General features: G+C 46.2%; 16 protein-coding genes and 1 CRISPR repeat array. Of the genes, 5 read left to right on the top strand and 11 right to left on the bottom strand.

What is annotated here, in order from left to right:
• Positions 1-80 precede the first annotated feature (80 nt).
• Both JL57_RS05425 and JL57_RS05420 read left to right on the top strand, forming a co-directional pair.
• Positions 81-320, top strand: coding sequence for a DUF2922 domain-containing protein (locus JL57_RS05425; RefSeq protein ID WP_034141040.1), 240 nt, complete (start codon positions 81-83; stop codon positions 318-320).
• 267 nt (positions 321-587) lie between these two features.
• Positions 588-794, top strand: a complete 207-nt coding sequence (locus JL57_RS05420; RefSeq protein ID WP_034141039.1) for a hypothetical protein — start codon at positions 588-590, stop codon at positions 792-794.
• Positions 795-937: 143 nt separating this feature from the next.
• Here JL57_RS05420 and JL57_RS05415 read toward each other — a convergent pair whose 3' ends face one another.
• Positions 938-1,762, bottom strand: a complete 825-nt coding sequence (locus tag JL57_RS05415; RefSeq protein ID WP_291299736.1) for a DUF3375 domain-containing protein — start codon at positions 1,760-1,762, stop codon at positions 938-940.
• Positions 1,763-2,014: 252 nt separating this feature from the next.
• Between JL57_RS05415 and JL57_RS05410 the strand changes: the two genes are divergently transcribed.
• Positions 2,015-2,380 carry a nucleotidyltransferase domain-containing protein gene (locus tag JL57_RS05410; RefSeq protein ID WP_045691254.1) on the top strand — a complete coding sequence of 122 codons (366 nt, stop codon included), beginning with the start codon at positions 2,015-2,017 and terminating at the stop codon, positions 2,378-2,380.
• A gap of 498 nt (positions 2,381-2,878) precedes the next feature.
• Positions 2,879-3,966: direct repeats of the CRISPR family, unit length 32 nt; unit sequence ATTTCAATCCACGCTCCCATGTAGGGAGCGAC.
• A gap of 168 nt (positions 3,967-4,134) precedes the next feature.
• Here the strand turns inward: JL57_RS05410 and cas2 are convergent.
• From cas2 to cas3, 7 genes are all read right to left on the bottom strand, one after another.
• Entirely contained in the window at positions 4,135-4,425 is a 291-nt protein-coding gene (gene cas2 / locus JL57_RS05405; protein ID WP_014184263.1) for a CRISPR-associated endonuclease Cas2, read from the bottom strand.
• A gap of 11 nt (positions 4,426-4,436) precedes the next feature.
• Positions 4,437-5,468, bottom strand: coding sequence for a type I-C CRISPR-associated endonuclease Cas1c (gene cas1c / locus JL57_RS05400; RefSeq protein WP_034141038.1), 1,032 nt, complete (start codon positions 5,466-5,468; stop codon positions 4,437-4,439).
• The gene (gene cas4 / locus JL57_RS05395; protein WP_034141037.1) at positions 5,465-6,136 is read right to left on the bottom strand and encodes a CRISPR-associated protein Cas4; all 672 of its coding nucleotides are present in this window, start codon (positions 6,134-6,136) and stop codon (positions 5,465-5,467) included. The genes cas1c and cas4 overlap by 4 nt, the downstream gene beginning before the upstream one ends.
• Before the next feature lie 97 nt (positions 6,137-6,233).
• Positions 6,234-7,088, bottom strand: coding sequence for a type I-C CRISPR-associated protein Cas7/Csd2 (gene cas7c / locus JL57_RS05390; RefSeq protein WP_034141036.1), 855 nt, complete (start codon positions 7,086-7,088; stop codon positions 6,234-6,236).
• Entirely contained in the window at positions 7,085-9,220 is a 2,136-nt protein-coding gene (gene cas8c / locus JL57_RS05385; protein ID WP_034141035.1) for a type I-C CRISPR-associated protein Cas8c/Csd1, read from the bottom strand. The genes cas7c and cas8c overlap by 4 nt, the downstream gene beginning before the upstream one ends.
• Positions 9,217-9,960 carry a type I-C CRISPR-associated protein Cas5c gene (cas5c, locus tag JL57_RS05380; protein WP_034141034.1) on the bottom strand — a complete coding sequence of 248 codons (744 nt, stop codon included), beginning with the start codon at positions 9,958-9,960 and terminating at the stop codon, positions 9,217-9,219. Before cas5c ends, cas8c begins: the two co-directional genes overlap by 4 nt.
• An 18-nt stretch (positions 9,961-9,978) precedes the next feature.
• Positions 9,979-12,534 carry a CRISPR-associated helicase Cas3' gene (gene cas3, locus JL57_RS05375; protein WP_291299735.1) on the bottom strand — a complete coding sequence of 852 codons (2,556 nt, stop codon included), beginning with the start codon at positions 12,532-12,534 and terminating at the stop codon, positions 9,979-9,981.
• A 246-nt stretch (positions 12,535-12,780) separates the two neighbouring features.
• Here cas3 and JL57_RS33560 point away from each other — a divergent pair, with 246 nt between their 5' ends.
• Positions 12,781-13,071 (top strand): transposase, encoded by a 291-nt coding sequence (locus JL57_RS33560; RefSeq protein WP_291299734.1) that lies wholly within the window; start codon positions 12,781-12,783, stop codon positions 13,069-13,071.
• A gap of 629 nt (positions 13,072-13,700) precedes the next feature.
• Here JL57_RS33560 and JL57_RS05365 read toward each other — a convergent pair.
• From JL57_RS05365 to JL57_RS05355, 3 genes are all read right to left on the bottom strand, one after another.
• A complete protein-coding gene (locus JL57_RS05365) occupies positions 13,701-14,045 on the bottom strand; it encodes a PIN domain-containing protein (protein ID WP_291299733.1) in 345 nt (114 codons plus the stop codon).
• Complete coding sequence (locus tag JL57_RS05360; RefSeq protein ID WP_034141032.1) at positions 14,038-14,325, bottom strand: AbrB/MazE/SpoVT family DNA-binding domain-containing protein; 288 nt, start codon at positions 14,323-14,325, stop codon at positions 14,038-14,040. The genes JL57_RS05365 and JL57_RS05360 overlap by 8 nt, the downstream gene beginning before the upstream one ends.
• A gap of 298 nt (positions 14,326-14,623) precedes the next feature.
• Entirely contained in the window at positions 14,624-15,598 is a 975-nt protein-coding gene (locus JL57_RS05355; protein WP_366556982.1) for an Rpn family recombination-promoting nuclease/putative transposase, read from the bottom strand.
• 211 nt (positions 15,599-15,809) lie between these two features.
• Between JL57_RS05355 and JL57_RS05350 the strand changes: the two genes are divergently transcribed.
• The coding region (locus JL57_RS05350; RefSeq protein ID WP_034141030.1) for a transposase at positions 15,810-16,499 on the top strand (690 nt) is incomplete at its 3' end.

The raw sequence follows: 16,499 nt of genomic DNA, 5'->3' as shown, positions 1-16,499 counted from the left end.
GTAACCCGGAATAACCGCTTTGACCTGGCTGTGGAATAGATCTTTGTTCAATCGATCATAAAGGAGAGGGGGGATTGGGGATGGCAAATACGCAGCAGAAAACCCTTCGGCTAACCTTTGCCACAACGCTGGGCAGCACATTTACGCTTACCCTGCCGGCACCAAGGGCAGACCTGACCGCCGCGGAAGCTGAAGCCGCTATGGAACTGATTATTGCCAAAAATATGTTTCTCACCACCGACGGTGAATTAGTCGGCAAAAGAGATATAAAAATCACGAATTCAACAACAACCGATTTGTATGATCCACCACAGTATTAAAGCCCGCCAGAGGGGAAAAATGCACGGCCTGCCCATGGCAGTCGGTTTTGCGGCCCAAGGGCCGCTCTTATGGATAAAAACCCGGTCATGGTATTTCAAATTCGGAATCGATTCCGAATTTAAGTCAATCCATTCTCTGTAAGATCTTTCAATAACTCATAAACCAAGGTAAAACCATCAAAAGCTTAGGCAAAAACCCGCACCATTCTGCGCCAACAATTTCCATAAAAATACACTAATATATACGATAGATTGGGAGGTATTCTGATGGCCGTTTTCGATACAGGACCAATTGAAACCAGGGCTGCACCTCGTACAACCCAGCTAACCATTCGATTGTTCAATACCGGTAAATTGCCTCACTTGTTGGCGTTGAAGCATATAGTATCAATCCAGCTGGAGATGGATTCGCCAGTGAAATGCTCTTTGCGGTCAATCTGGTTTCCCTTAATCCATTTGGCAATCTGGGTTTAGTTTTACCGTAGATAACATTATTCCGAATCAGGATGTCTTTGGAGTTAGGGTTCTTACAAGCGGACTTGGTGCAAATAACTTTTCCTGAATTTTAGCACCCTTTAGCAAGCCCCACATAGGGACATGTCAGGGATGATTCCCCCCTAAGATGAGGACATTAAAAATTTCCAGAATGCAGCGAAACTCTTTCCTTGCTCCGATTGGGCAATCCCGTCCTGTTTTGCAAAGATTGATTCCAATAATTCTCCTTTTCCCCGTTCCCAGGTGGCAATCCGTTCCCGCATCCCCCGGTCCAGTTCCCGAAAATTCTGTTCTACTGCCCGGAAGTCGGCCAGAATCTCTCGGGCAGTTGTCATCGCCTGCCAAAAACGCTCCTTGATTTGCGTTTCATCCAGCAGCTCCACCTGTCCCTTCTGCACCCGGATGATCTCCTGTTCAATTTCGGCTTTACGTCGTTGGAGCTCGGCCAAGCGCAACTTTGGATCGCTTTCAGAACGCTCCACAATCTGGTGCAGAAGTTCAAATACAGTGATCAGGCGTGATTCTGTACCGATAAAAACTTGTTGCCTTAAACTCAGAAGCCACTCAATGGCTTTCTGGGCCAGGGAGGTTACATCAAAATAAGGCTCGTCCTGTCCCGGGGGATAGAATTTCCGCAGCCAACCATGTTCATCATTGGCCCAGTCATCCAGATATTCCCGTCCTGAACGCGGAAAGAGAGAGTCATCGCGCCCCTGATTGAGCAGCTCAATAAAGCCCTCCAAGCGGCTGATCAATTCTTGCTCGGCAATCTGCCGCTTGTTTTCCGCAATAAATTCTCTATAGAGAAAAGACGCCACAAAAGGAGCTTGAGATGAGGTTAACAAACGCCACGCCGGATTTTTCTTGCGCAGTAACTCCAGAAACTCGAAAGACATATGTTCCGAAAACTCAGTTTTTTGCTGTGCCATCGAACGACTTTCCTCCATTTGATTTCCTTCTCTGTTAAAATATAGATTTCGACAGCTTACACCTATTTCCTTTAAAGGGTCAACAATTTTAGACTAGTGAAGAGCATCGTTAAAGCAGAAAATATTCGCCATCTTCGATAGTGTTCTCCTGATTTATCTCACTTCCTGCTTGGAGGAAGTGGGTGGGGAGTAGGGGGCGCAAAGAATTGAGCAAAGTGATATTGCATGCTATAATTCAGATAAATTCAACTCTGAGTCGGGAGTGATTCTATGGCATCCCTAACTAAAACAGAACAAACTGCCTTAGACAGAACAATTCAACATATATGCGATGTTTGCAGGGATAACTTAATTTCTGTGATTCTGTACGGCTCTAAAGCCCGAGGTGATTCTTTGCCTGAATCCGATATTGATATTATGATTCTTGTCCGCAATCGCGATAAAGTAGACAGAGATAAACTTTATGATTTTCTTTTACTTGACGATGTGGGTTATGACATAAATATTTCGCTCAATATTTATGAAGGGGAATACTTTAATCAGTTGTCAACAATGCACGTACCTTTTGTTAAAAATGTTCTTAAAGAAGGTGAATTGCAAGGTATGGGAGAGGGGGATTTTTGCTGGGCTATGTAAATCACCCAGCGCCTGCTGCTTCATTGGTAAAGAAAGCCTTGTTGCTTAACCTCATAGAAGCAGCCGAACAGCCGATATTTTATACCGAAGGCGTCCAAGCCTTACTGTAACCTTACTTTCCTGAAGATACAAAAAGATACCGCGTTAACCCGTTTGAGCCCTGGCAGCAGGCTCGATTTAAAAGCGCCCTTATTATTTGCAGATATATCCAATTCATCCCCCATTGGTTGGTTATCAAGCTTTTTCAAATAAGCAATGATCTCTCTAACCTAATCTTCACTAGCGCCTTGTAAACTCTAAATCTATATCAAAATTTCACTTTAACCTTTGGGATGCTTTACTCAAAAGACCCATAACAGGAAATATCACGAATAGTATCCATATTATCATACTGGAGCGATTAGGCTTCCCAATTAGAATCAACGCTATTATTCCTGGAATCAATGAAGCCATTATTAAAATCGTAATCCTAAACTCAACACAATTTTCTTAACAATAAGTAATGTTCCACGCTCCATGTAGGGAGCGACACCAGGAAACGGAGAGATAAAAGCATTAAACCGATTTCAATCCACGCTCCCATGTAGGGAGCGACACGGGGTAAATGGACCATTCACTAGCACACTGACTGATTTCAATCCACGCTCCCATGTAGGGAGCGACCGAACCTGGTGAAATAATCGAGTACAAAAATGGATTTCAATCCACGCTCCCATGTAGGGAGCGACAATGGCGCGATAAGGATGAATACGATAAAGCGGTAATTTCAATCCACGCTCCCATGTAGGGAGCGACTTGCGATAATGACGGTAACATCTATGCTATAGCAATTTCAATCCACGCTCCCATGTAGGGAGCGACGGTGGAAAGATTGAGTTTGATATAGATTTAGAGGATTTCAATCCACGCTCCCATGTAGGGAGCGACCTACTAGCCTTACTGTAAATATCGCAGATCTACTATTTCAATCCACGCTCCCATGTAGGGAGCGACTAAAGATAGATATACTCTTACTGTTTCACGAAATTTCAATCCACGCTCCCATGTAGGGAGCGACCCAGTAAAACCTGTACTATAGGCGAATTGTTGAAGATTTCAATCCACGCTCCCATGTAGGGAGCGACCAACATTCGACTTTACAACAATATCATCACACCAAATTTCAATCCACGCTCCCATGTAGGGAGCGACAACTTCTGCTGGGTCTTCTATTCCGTCTTGACTATTTCAATCCACGCTCCCATGTAGGGAGCGACAGAGTCTATTTTGCGCTTTTTTTCATTATCGGAAAATTTCAATCCACGCTCCCATGTAGGGAGCGACGTGAGGTAATCATGTTTATTAAGATGCTTTGAAATTTCAATCCACGCTCCCATGTAGGGAGCGACCGCTTTTCAAATATGACCGTTATTGAATCCTTCGATTTCAATCCACGCTCCCATGTAGGGAGCGACACGGATACCTAGCAGCAAAAGAACTAATTGGGAATTTCAATCCACGCTCCCATGTAGGGAGCGACGCCGTTGTAAGTAAATAAGCATCGCATTATTAGCTATTTCAATCCACGCTCCCATGTAGGGAGCGACAGCAAAAAACAGGAAAAACTATCTCCTAAAGAACAATTCTCACCCATCTTCTTCCATATTACACTAAAACCAACAGCCCTGTCCTCACATTTCTATATATTTCAACAAATTTCCTTACATCTCGCGGTGCGAACCTCCCGGGGATTTTATGTGTACTATAGGTTCGCACTAAATAATCAGCGTATCCTCAACATCAAAAGAAGCCTTGGCACCGATGTGCTCAACCTTATTCTTGTAATTATTCCCCAACAAATAAAACCTCAAGCTATCCTTCTCCACATCAATAATCTTCTCCAGCTTATGTTGGACTTCACGGAATTTCGCCGCATCCAGCACACATTCAAAAACCGAATTCTGAACTCTCTGCCCATAGTTCACACATTGCTTGGCTACCTGACGCAAGCGCTTTCTCCCCGCTGCCGTTTGCGTATTTACATCATAGGTAATCAACACTAAAATAATATATTCACCTACTTCCACATAAAGGCCGGATATCCGTCCAGATCCCCCCGGATAAACCGAGCCAACAACATGGCCTGAGCATAGGGCACAAGTCCCCACTCCATTTTTTCCTGCAGAAAGGGATGCTTTATCTCCTCCTGTTTCCTGCTTTGCCACGCCTTGAGAATAATTCTTCTTGTATCGTCATCCATTATGACCGCTCCATTTTCCATCCTGGTAAATCCATTGGGACCGGCTTCCCGCCTGTTGATTAGAGAAAGGACAAAACGATCCGCATAAATAGCCCGCAGCTCTTCCATTAAATCCAGAGCCAGTGAGATTCTTCCCGGTCTATCCCGGTGCAAAAATCCCACATAAGGGTCCAAGCCAACGGTTTCCAAGGCTGCCGCGGCGTCATGGGCCAAAAGGGTATAGACAAAAGAGAGCAGGGCGTTGACATTGTCCAAAGGAGGCCGTTTATTCCGGGCCTTAAAATAAAAGTCCTCCTTCTGCTGGAGAATCAAATCATCCAGTACTCTGAAATATTGGGCTGCCGCTTCCCCCTCCACGCCCCGCAGCTGCTCCAAATCCTTGCTGCTCTCAACCAGTTTCAGAGCATTGGCCAGGGTTTGGCAGACTCCTTTTAGTTTCTCTACATCCAGTCTGGCCCCATGATCCCGGGTGGCCCGCTCCACCACCCAGCGGGAATTATATATTTTCCCCCAAATGAAGCTCTTGGCAATTCTGTGGCTTTTCGCTCCATCGTCGGAAAGTCTGTACTGGGCTTTTCTTAAGGTGACATTCCCTCTGACTTCCCCCACTACCCTGCCCAGGAATTTCCCGCTGGATTTCATAAAGCTCAAGGCAATATTGCGTTTAGCACAGGCCCCCATCAAAGCCGGGCTGGCCCCTGTATAGCCAAAAGCAATAATGCCCTCCAGATTATGCAGAGGAACTCTCAAGGCCTCCACATCATCCTTCAAAATCACAATATTTTCTCCATCAAGGGATAGATAAGTATTGGGGGAAGTCACATAGAGGGTATTCAATAGTTTTCTCATGGATCAACCTCGATCTCTGAAATAGTTTTCCTCATATAGTCCAGGGCCGATGGATTCTTGCATAACTTAGGCAGGCAAAGCTCCTTAAGGGAACAAGCCTTGCAGGCCTTAGTGGTTCTGACTTTAGGAGTGTATCTCTTGTCATAGAGCTCATGCATCTCCCGGCAAATCCTTATGACTTCCTCCCGGTTCTCCACGTCCAAGGCGACTTTTGTTCTGCGTTTGGGTTCTCCATAGTATAAAAACCCTGACCGTATGGTACATAAAAGCATCTCTTCCAAGCACATGGCCTGTGCGCATAACTGGAGTACATCCGCGTTATCCTGTTTCGGTTTGCCCCGTTTGTACTCCACTGGCACCGGCAAATACGTTCCCTCCCTGCCGTAGAGCGTGACGCCGTCCCGGGACTTGTGGAACTCCACCACATCACAGGCTCCGGTGATCCCCAGGGTGCGGGAGAAGACTCCCATCCCCCGGGAAATGATCAAAGCTCCCCGCTTTTCCTTGATGGTGCTGTCATGGGTTTTCTCATGCAGGATTGCCCCCTCCACGGTACGCAGATTCTCCTGCCACTGCTGTTCGATGTGGATCAAGGCCCACTGGCGTTTGCAAAACACATAGTGCTGGATGCCCGATAAGAGCAGAAAATCTTCCTCTTGGTATTCCATCGTTAAAACCTCACTAATCTCTCTCTACCTCAATGCCCCACGGACACCCCAACAATATTTCTCTGCCAAACTTTGCTTCTTTTGATCCAACGAATCATTAAACCAAATCGATGATTTCAGGAACGCAATTCGTTGGCTCCAGCTCAATCTCATAATCGTCAAAGGATTGGGGAACATCTTTTTTAGGCGTGATATGCAAAGCCCGCTGGATCATTGCCGATGTTTCTTTCGGTGTTTTATCCCCATGCTCCCACCAGTAAACCCTGCAGACTTCACAGGAGCCCTCGGGCCGCGCCGAAGAGGCATCATTCTCAAACAAGGTGCGCAATGCCTCTTTAAACCTTTCGGCATCCTCATGAGTGAAACCGGTTTTCTCCGCCAATTGGCAATTGATGCTGCCCCGGATCACATACAACCCGAAATTAACGAAATGCTTCATTCCCATGGTGTCCGATGATTTGCCGCTCTTTCCGGCTTCACTGTTCACGCTCTTGGTGATTTGCATATCCACAATATCAATAGGTGAAACACTGACCGCCTGCTGCACCGACACCGGGCCGCGCACCCCGACGGATACCTCATCCCCTTTAAAAGCAAAGACCTGGCCGAAAGCCCGCACATCAAACCATTTGTGGCAAGCGATTTGCATGCACTTATCCCGGTCTGCTTTCTTCCCTTTGCCCATTTCCGCTTTAAACTCCTCATAACCATCCGCCCGGTCCTTCAAACTTTTGTATCCGTCGTCCGAACGGTCATCGGACTGGACGAAGATGCACTCGCCCAGATCCTGAAGCCGGTTACGGAGCTTGCGCTTGACGGCCACATCCGAGAAAATCCCATGCCCGTCATAATCTTCCCGGGGACGGTTTCCGTTGAGGGGGTCCCCGTTAATATTGGCCCGTGTGACTGAAACGATCGCCGCAAAGTCAATCTTATTTTGCAGAATGCTCATCTACGTTCCTCTCCTTCTTCATCGTTTTTATCATCGTCGTTTGTTCCCTCTGGCGAAAAATTTGCCCCTTCCCGGGAAAAAGTCTGTTCCTTCGGCCAGCGCCTCAATTCCGTTCTTTGGCAGTCATAGCCAATCAGGTATTTTCCGTCCAGGATTTCGTTGGATATGCGGTCCTTATATTCAAATAACTCCGTGATCTCACACAGCAGATTTTTGTAATACTCTCTGGCTGCAGGCTTCAGCTTTTCCAGATAGGGCTGCAGATTTTTCCTGATAATATTCCAGGTCCGGAACGGGCTGCGGGAAAATGGCTGCATATACCGCTCCGCATTAGTAATCCGCGTTTCCCCTTTCTCATAGGTAGCTCTCTCCACCCGTTCCGCTACAGCCAGCATGCGCCCGTAAAGATAGCTCCTGTCCCGGTTCGTTTTATCAAGCTCCATCCCTAAAATCACTCCTTCTCTTTCATTGCGCTGCTGCTTCTCCCAATAAAGACGCTTTACCATAGAACAAGCGATATGCAGGACCTTGTTGTAATGAAACTTCGCTTTATAAGCCAAAGGATTGGAGGCCTTCAGGACGGCCGCCCGCACCATATCCCGGGGGATCGCCCCACCGTCAATAATGCACGGGCGCAAGCGTTCAAAAACGGCTACCAGCATGGGGGCCTTATTATCGCTGTTCTTGGCCAGCTTAAGCTGGGGATTATTGTCCTCCCCCTGCTCCGTACCGTAGACGGCCAAGGCAATCTCCCTGAGGGAAGCCATCCCTTCATAAACCTTCAGTTTCTTGTCCTGAATATATTCATGTTTCCAGACACAACTCTCATGCCACAAGCGGAGATTTTTAAGATAACGGGAGGACTCCAGTTCTTTGTAATAAGTCATAGCCAATCTCCCCGGCGTGGCACTGTCAAGGGCCAGAACGACCATCTTGGAAATACCGCTCAGCTTCGAGGCATAGCCATCCAGCGCTGCATTAAATCTTGCCGCACTGGCATAATTTGTTTCCGGGACATCCCCTTCATCCTCCTCAGGCAGGGTCTCTTCCTCTAATTCAGATTCAACCTCATCTCCTGCATTTTCTGTTACCCTGGACAAAATATCAGCCGCACTGGCGTAGAAATCGGGCAAATCCCGCAAGGCATTTTCCCAGGCTACGATGCAGACCCCATCCCGGCTGAACCCTTGCCTACGGATAATCCATTTCAAAGCATTATGGGCTTTCTGGGAGGTGACATATCCTATGGACAATGCCTCATTATAGCCCGTTTCTTTGTCTTTCGTATTGAACCTGCCCCGGTACGTAAAGTTCGTGTCGTCATTGGCGGAAATCAATTTGGCCTTGGTATCCCATTTCCCCCGGATTTTCAGAGGATGGGTTTTGGCGCGGGGCGTATGTTCCCCGGTCATATAGCAAAGGTCCGTGGCCTGAAAGGTGGATAAATAATAGTCCATAAAGCTGCCCTGTACCGTTCTGTCCAGCCATACGGCACTGTCATAGACGTTGTTCGGATCATCCAGGATATCCTCCGGCAGAAGCTCATCATTCATAAATACGCGAAAACGGACAAAGGCCTTGTCCAGAGGGCCTTTTTGGATTTTCACTTTATCGGAAACGATACCATTTTCATCAGCCGCTAACACCTGGCTCCCGATTAAATCTCCCGCAACGGTCCGCCTGGCAACATAGCGATAGATAGCCCTCACCTTGGGATGGGAAAAGGGTGATTCGCACCAGGCCTTAAGACCTGCAAGGTAAAGAGGAAAGGACCCTTTCAGCCTTGCCGTCTTGCTCTGTCTTTCTTTTTCATTTTTGGCATCGGAAAAATAAAAGGTTACCGCCTCCGACAGATCACCGGCAACATACGCCAGGGAGTCAAAAAGAGGCAAAGCTTTGATGCCGCTGGTTCTGCTTTCCGGGTAAGGGACCAGGGTTTCCCCTTCCTCCCTTTCCAGGATGCGCGCGCCGATGTAGTTTCCCTCCTGATCAATATGAATTTCAATTTGCGCCTCCATCGTGTCGTACCCTACGGGGAACAGCACCAGGGGCCTTTTCTTCCACATCTTCACTTTACCGGCCCATTCCGCGTTGGCATCATACAAGGCGCAAAGGGATGATACCCAGTTCATTCCGTTACCTCCTCCCCAGCAAATTCAGCCAGACCTGAAAAATTGCCGATTGCTTCTCCGAAAGGCTTGACCGGCATTTTATGGAGGATGCGTCTGTCCTGGTCCGGAATCTCTTCCGGGCCGGGAAATTCGATCACACCCCTTTTCATGACCACATGATGGAAGCGTACGCTCATATGCCCTTTTTCCGCCTTCCGCAGCGCTTCATCCGCATAGGTAAAGCCGTGAAACATATAGCCCAGATGAAGCTCCTCCACCTGATCATAGATGCCCGCTCCCTCACCGAATATACAGGCTTCCACCGTCCCCTGGCATTCCCTGGTTCCCAGAAAAATATCCCGCCGTCCGCCCCGCTCAATCATTCGCCGGGCAACATTGTGGTGTTTATGCTCATTACGGTCGGCAGCCAGCTCGGGGCGGTTTTCGTTCCAGATGAAATGAGCCCGGACCTGATAGCAAACGTCTTTCAGATAGGTATAGACGGACAAATCGTTTCCGCCGTCGTAATTCCTGGTGCGGACACCCTCCGATGCCGTTTGAATCATGTTCATTACCCGGACCGAGTCAATGATCCAAACCAGGGTTGGCTTCCAGTAGACAGAGGCCAGTATCCCTTTCAAAGCTTCGTAAGTAGGCACATAGTAACTGGTTTTTTCTCCTCCCACCCGGGTGACCGGGTCGGCAAACAAGGCCCTGTCCCCCTTGACCAGGAACTCCACGGTATTTCGCTTGACTTCCATAACCATCACCTCCTTGACTTAAATAATCAGTGTTTCCATCTTAATGTCCAGGGTTTCATCCACTCCATACTCCCCGTCATAGTAACCCGGGGGGAGCACCAGAATGCCCGCGTCCTCCGGTGTCAGAGCTAATCGCTGCCTTTGGATCCAGTCATTCTCCCTTAACTGCACCGTGTAAGGCTGAAGCTGCCGCAGAGCTGAACGTTTTTCCTGGAGGGTCGTTGCCGCCTTCAGCTTTTGCAGCCTGTTCCCGGCCTCATGGTCATAGTCAATGAATACATCCACTTTTCCGTCATCCTCGATCACGGAAAACGCTTCACCCGCTTCTCTGAAGGCCTGCTTTAACTCGGGAAGCCGCTCCTGAGGATATTTTTCCGCAAATCCTCTTTGGCCGGAAGGATTGTTCGTCAGCAAATGGAGCAGGTTGTGCTCCGGATCGAACTTCAGAGGATAGGCCATTTCAGCAAATAAAGAGTAAAAGTATCTTGCATAATACTCCTTCATGGCGGCCTTGGACAAAGCCCCTCCAGGATAACGCCCGGGGGAGGTTTTTATGCTGTACAGCAGTTCCTGGGTGGCCTGCCGGGCTTCTTTGAGATAACCCAGCCTGCCTGTCTGTTCATCCCGGAGGTTGATGATTGAGACGATTCCGCAGGCGGTTTCATAGTTGCGGTTGCAGCGTCCCGCCGCCTGGACAATATTATCCAGGCCGGACAGCGAACGGACGACCCGTTCAAAGGAAACATCCACTCCCGCCTCGATTAACGATGTACTGATGCAGATAATCTTTTCACCGGACTCCTTGTCCTCAAGTCCTGCGCGCAATTGACGCAGGACTCTGCTGCGATGAGCAGGACACATATTGGTGGACAGATGAAAAATCCGGTAGGGCGTTTCATCACCCAGCCTGTTCCGTATCTGCTTAAAAATTTCACGAGCGCCTCGTTTGGTGTTGACAATGGCCAGCACGGATCGCGCCTCATCCAGTTGACCGGCAATGAAATCGGCCGCTTCTTCCCGTGAATACCCCCGCTCCGTCATACAGTCCACAATTTGCACCCGCCGGAAAGCCTCGCTGTATTTTTCTTCATCTGCAATGATGCTTTTCGGGGGTAAGATCCGGTAATTGTCCACCTTATCCAGAAGGGGCTGGGTGGCGGAGCAGAGGACCACGGAAGTTTTGCAGAAAGAAGCCAGAAAATTCATAGCCCCGTTAAAAAGCTTTAAAACCTTTATGGGCAGGGCCTGAATTTCATCCAGGATAATCACCGAATTCCCCAGAGCCTGCATCCGGCGCAGGTTAGAGGTCTTACCCCCGAACAACGTGTTCAGGAACTGAACGGCGGTGGTGGCCACCACCGGGGACTGGGCCCAGTTTTCGGTCAGCAGTTGATACCTTTTCTCCTCTTCCTTTTTATCTTTACTCTCATCATCATTAAACATAATGTTGGAATGATGTTCCAGCACAGCGGCAGGATCTCCGATAAACCTGGAAATTTCCGCTGCGTTTTGCTCCAGAATGGAGTTGAAGGGAGCGATATAAAAAATGCGCTCTTTCCTGTAATGCCGGGCAGTATGTAAGGCATAGCGGAGAGCAGCCAGGGTTTTACCAGCCCCACAAGGCACCACCAACCGGAAGATCCCCGCCTCGCCGCCGTCAAATTCAGCGCAGGCCCTGGATATTTCCCCTCGGTAAGGGTCCAGGCTGGATGGTTTTTTCCCCTTCGGGAGCTCTTCCAGTTCTTTTTCATAGTGAGCCAGATACGTTTCCCACATAGCCCAGCGCTCGTCGGGCGCTTTGGGCCGGGGCAACGCTCTCTTTTCTTCAAAACAGGCGGTATCTGTCCGGTCGGCATCTATGACAAGGGAGGTGAGCAAGCGGGCGAACATAGCCAAATAAAATTGCAGCGAACCTAATGATTTACTTTTTCTCTGCAATGCCTGAATGCTTGCCACGATGGACCGGGTGTCACAACAGGCCTCTATAAATTCTTGATTGATAGAATTCTCACCATAGTGCCGGTAGACCACCTTTTTTACGCTTTCATAGGAGTCGGCGACTTTTTCCGCCGCTTCCGCAAACACGGCATCCCCGTCCAGAGAAAGGCAGTCTCTCAGTCCATGATGGCTCATAATCGCCATCCGGACCATTTCCGCTGTTAAGCGGGAACTCAGCTTTGAGGAAGCCAGTTCGTTGACCAGCATAGCGCCGTGAGTGGAATGAATAACCGAACCCCGGACGACTTTTTTCCCCTCAGCCGCCGCCCGGATATATGCGGCAAACTCAGGCGTGTTTTTGCCGTCGTCATGATGCCGCCCCGCCAGTTTGGCGATATTAGCTAAGCCGTAGTCCTGAGCCACAGCGGCAGCCAGGTCTGCTACATGATCATTGTGCTCATCCACATATTGTTCATGTTTATCAGCTGCGCGGATATGAGCAATAAAACGCTTGGAGTTCGTATGCATTCCCCCTTGCTTATACTTGTCTTTTATTACAACTCTCCTTTTACCATATTTTGTGTTGTAATTTGTCATTTCTTTTACTTTGATAAATAAAAAGAACGTCTTAACCAATTTTTATGGGAAGACATTCTTTTTACACAAAAAAACATATATTTTTCAATCCACAGACTCACAGAGCCTGACTTTTTAAGTATAGCAAATAGGAATAATATGTCAATTGATAATTAGTTCATATAAGTTTTAATTGTTAAAAAACCAATGTATTTTTATATTTCATCACTATCCCTAATATGTGTCATATTCCATTGTTATTTCTAATATTAATTACAAGGATTATTCGAAAAGGAGATGTTTATAATGAAATATTCTGTTCAAAAATTTACAAGCATACTCGCAGAAATCCAAGATGGTGCCACCATCGCCGAAACCTGCAGAAAATATAATATAAGTAGCACAACGTATTACAACTGGAATAACAAATATGCCACGAAAAAAACCTCTAAGCCCAAAATACCAAAAAATACAAATACCAAACCTATGGGGCGTATTGTTGAGCAGGCATTGGATATTCAGGTGTCAGGATATGCTATTAAAATGACAAGCTGCACTCAAATAAGAATTAACCTACAGCCATCTTCTTTACCATGATATTCCACAAAAGCAATTTCTGCATATTTATGGCATGTGAACTGGTAAAGACAAGTCCTCCGTTCGAATCTTCCCTGTGTATGCGACCCAATTTCTCCATGTCTTCGCGGAGTTTTGCGTATTTAAATCCACGATTCCCTGGTGGGAAGCGACCAAGTAATCGGAGCATTATTGCTGCAGCACTTAATTTAAATCCACGATTCCCTGGTGGGAAGCGAAGCAAAAACTAATAAAAACCATCTTATTTCAGATAGTTTTATCCTATTTTATTCCGTTGTTCACCAAAAACCCGGCTCTTTCCCCAATAATCTCTACATATTTCAGCAAATTCTCGCACACTTCGCGGTGCGAATCCCCCAGGAATTTTATGTTCGCTACACATTCGCACTAAGATAATGCGTATATCCTCATTCTCCTTTTCTTGATATACCTTCGACCTAAATATTAGAAAAGGCAGCTTTTTATTTTAGCTGCGAATGCATTTTTTACTCAATTAGAGCCACGCACTTGGAGAGAATGGTTCGTTTTATTAGTATTATAAGGCCAATTCCTTGCGAAAAAAACTTATATTAAATCTTGCGGTCTGTAAAATTCACATCCCAGCTTTCTAAAATCCTTAGCATTCCAAGTTAAGACCGAAATCTCCAGATTTCTTGATTCTCAGCTAAGTAAACATCAACCAAATCAACCTTTACCTCTCGAAAACGAGCCAGGACTCTTTGCACTAAACCGTCTTCACCAAGTTCCACTCCATCTGACTCAATAAAATCTTCGAAAACCTGCAATATTGCTTCTTTATTAAAACTATAAACTTTGCGTAAGACCCAGTAAGCTCCAATAAGAACAATTGACTGAACATGAAATGCTACATTTCCTTGTTCTATAAGCCGGACTAATTGCTCAATTTGGGCATCATCATCCTGAGTGAATAAGCGAATAAGAATATTTGTATCAACTATCATTACCTTATTCATCTTTTAACTCCATCGATTTCTTTTTAAGCTCTTTTGCACGTTCCGCCCTGGCCAAATCAATGGCTTCATCCGCATTAAGGTTTATTGCAGGCTTTAACGCTCCCATTACCCCTCGGATTGACTTCTTGGTTTTAGGCTGGACTTCAATAATTCCTTCTTTTTCATTTAAGATAAAAGCTAGTCGATCTCCTTCATTAAGTTTTAATAGGTTTCTCAACTCTACCGGAATAGTCATTTGTCCTTTGCTGGTTAACTTTCCAGAGAGAAGTTGCTTTGCCATAATCAATTACCCCTTTACAAAGAGTATTACTTAAAGAGTAAGTAATACTCTTGTGAAGTCAAGTTTTTCCAGGTTGCTCTTCAATCGCCACGGCCACTGTCTCAAGACCAAAGGCTTGGCTCCACTGAGAAATCAGGTCCAGATCGGGAAAACCGGGATTTTCATTGGACTGCTCTTTGCGCTTGGCAAGGAGGGATCAGATCTCTTCGTCCAGACTCTTCAAAAAAAGCCCTCACCTATTTTCTAATAGAATTGCCCGGGGCTGCTGAGGGCAACCCAGGGCAATTCTATTCTATGGTCAATTCATTATTTTCCTGATTTCCTCTTCCCTCAGTCCCGTAGCTTTAATAATCACGTCAATTCCCATACCTAGCCTCAGTAAATTTTCCGCCACTTCCAGCTTACCCTTCTCCACTCCCTGTTCTATGCCTTTTTCTATACCCTTTTCCATGCCTTTTTCTATACCCTTTTCCATGCCTTCTGTGATTAGCTTTTCCGCAATAGTCATAATGACTTCACTCCTTTCCAAAGAACTCTCTTTGGCCAATTCGTAGACCGTCTGAAATTCCAAATCATTCCTGGCATTCATGATGTAGCGGATAAAAGTCTCAAAGTATTCCAGCCCATTGCCTTGGTTTTCCAGCTGATTAAAAGCCATGATGGATTCTTCTAAAGTCTTCAGAAATACCGTATAGTCCTGTTCAAAGATGTCTCTTAACAACTTTAAAAATATCTGAAGCTTAACGCTGCCTTTGATGTCCGCATTACTATAGCGGGAGATATTATACAGCAAATAGGAAAAATCCGGAAGGCAGTCGGTGACGGCAAGAGGCAGCTGATCATAGTCTTCAATTAGGCCTGAAAGTTTCACCGGACTGTTCCAGCGTGCTTTGCCGTGATAGACCACCATGGGGATGATTACCGGCAGTTTGGCCGTGGGCTGATCTGCCGTTTTTTGTTCCCAGATGTTCAGCATGTATTTCAACAATTGGAGAGCTATCTTGGGAGAGGGGTAACTTTTATGCTCAAAAAGAAGGTAAAGATAGCCGTCTTTATGATTGATTTTAGTTTGGAATAGCAGATCGGAAAAGGTTTCTTCCAACTCTTTTTCAATAAAGCTGTCCTTTTGCAGAGAAATGCTCTCTAAATCCATAAATTCCAGGAGTTCCCGAGGCAGATAGTTTTGCAAAAAATCCTGAGCCGTCTGAAGATCACTGAGGGTCTCTTTAAAGAATTTATCATGAGGTTTATGGATAAGACTCAATTCCCTCACTCCTTTTGACGGACTCCCTTGTAGGGAGAAACAAATGTTTAATTATAATATATCATCTAATCCAGATATATTTCAATCCACGCTATTTTTTTGATATTGCCGAAAGGGGGCACACGGGGGCACACGGGGGGGCACACGGGGACGGTTCTCTTGTGTCAAGCTAGTATCCATGGTAGAATCTGAGAAAAGGGGAGAAGGGGCGGTGTGAAGGATGCCCAGGAAGCCAAGAAAGAAGAGTGAAACAGGAATCTACCATGTTATAGTACGGGGAATTGGCCAGCAGGATATTTTCTACGAAGAAGACGATTTTCAGAGATACCTGGAAACCACAAAAAAGGTATCGCTAGAAAGTGGAGTAAGCGTACTTGGGTATTGCTTGATGACCAATCACGTTCATTTATTGCTAAGAGAAGACTATGGCGATATATCAGTGTTTATGAAACGCTTGGGTATAAGTTACGCTTACTGGTACAACTGGAAATACGAAAGAATTGGACACGTGTTTCAAGATCGATTTAAGAGTGAATGCGTCGAGAACGACGGATACCTACTGACAGTCATTCGCTACATGCACAAAAATCCCGTCAAAGCATCTATCATCAGCAAACCAGAGGAATATGAATGGAGCAGTTGCACTGCTTATTATAAAGCGGATCGAAATACTGGCACATTTCCTGATACCAGTCTAATCTTAAGGATTATACATAATGAAAAGAAAAAAGCAATAGAAGGACTTCAAAAATTCACAGAAGAGGGTAACGAAGACCACTGCCTGGATTGCGATAAGACCAAACGAATCAGCGAAAGCGAAGCATATGAAATCACCAAGAGAATAATGAAAGGTAAACCAGTAACGGCTTTACAGAAGATGGACCAGGATGCACGAAACAAAATATTGAGT

Source organism: Desulfosporosinus sp. BICA1-9, from assembly GCF_000802135.1.
This window is presented reverse-complemented; position numbering and strand designations above follow the sequence as displayed.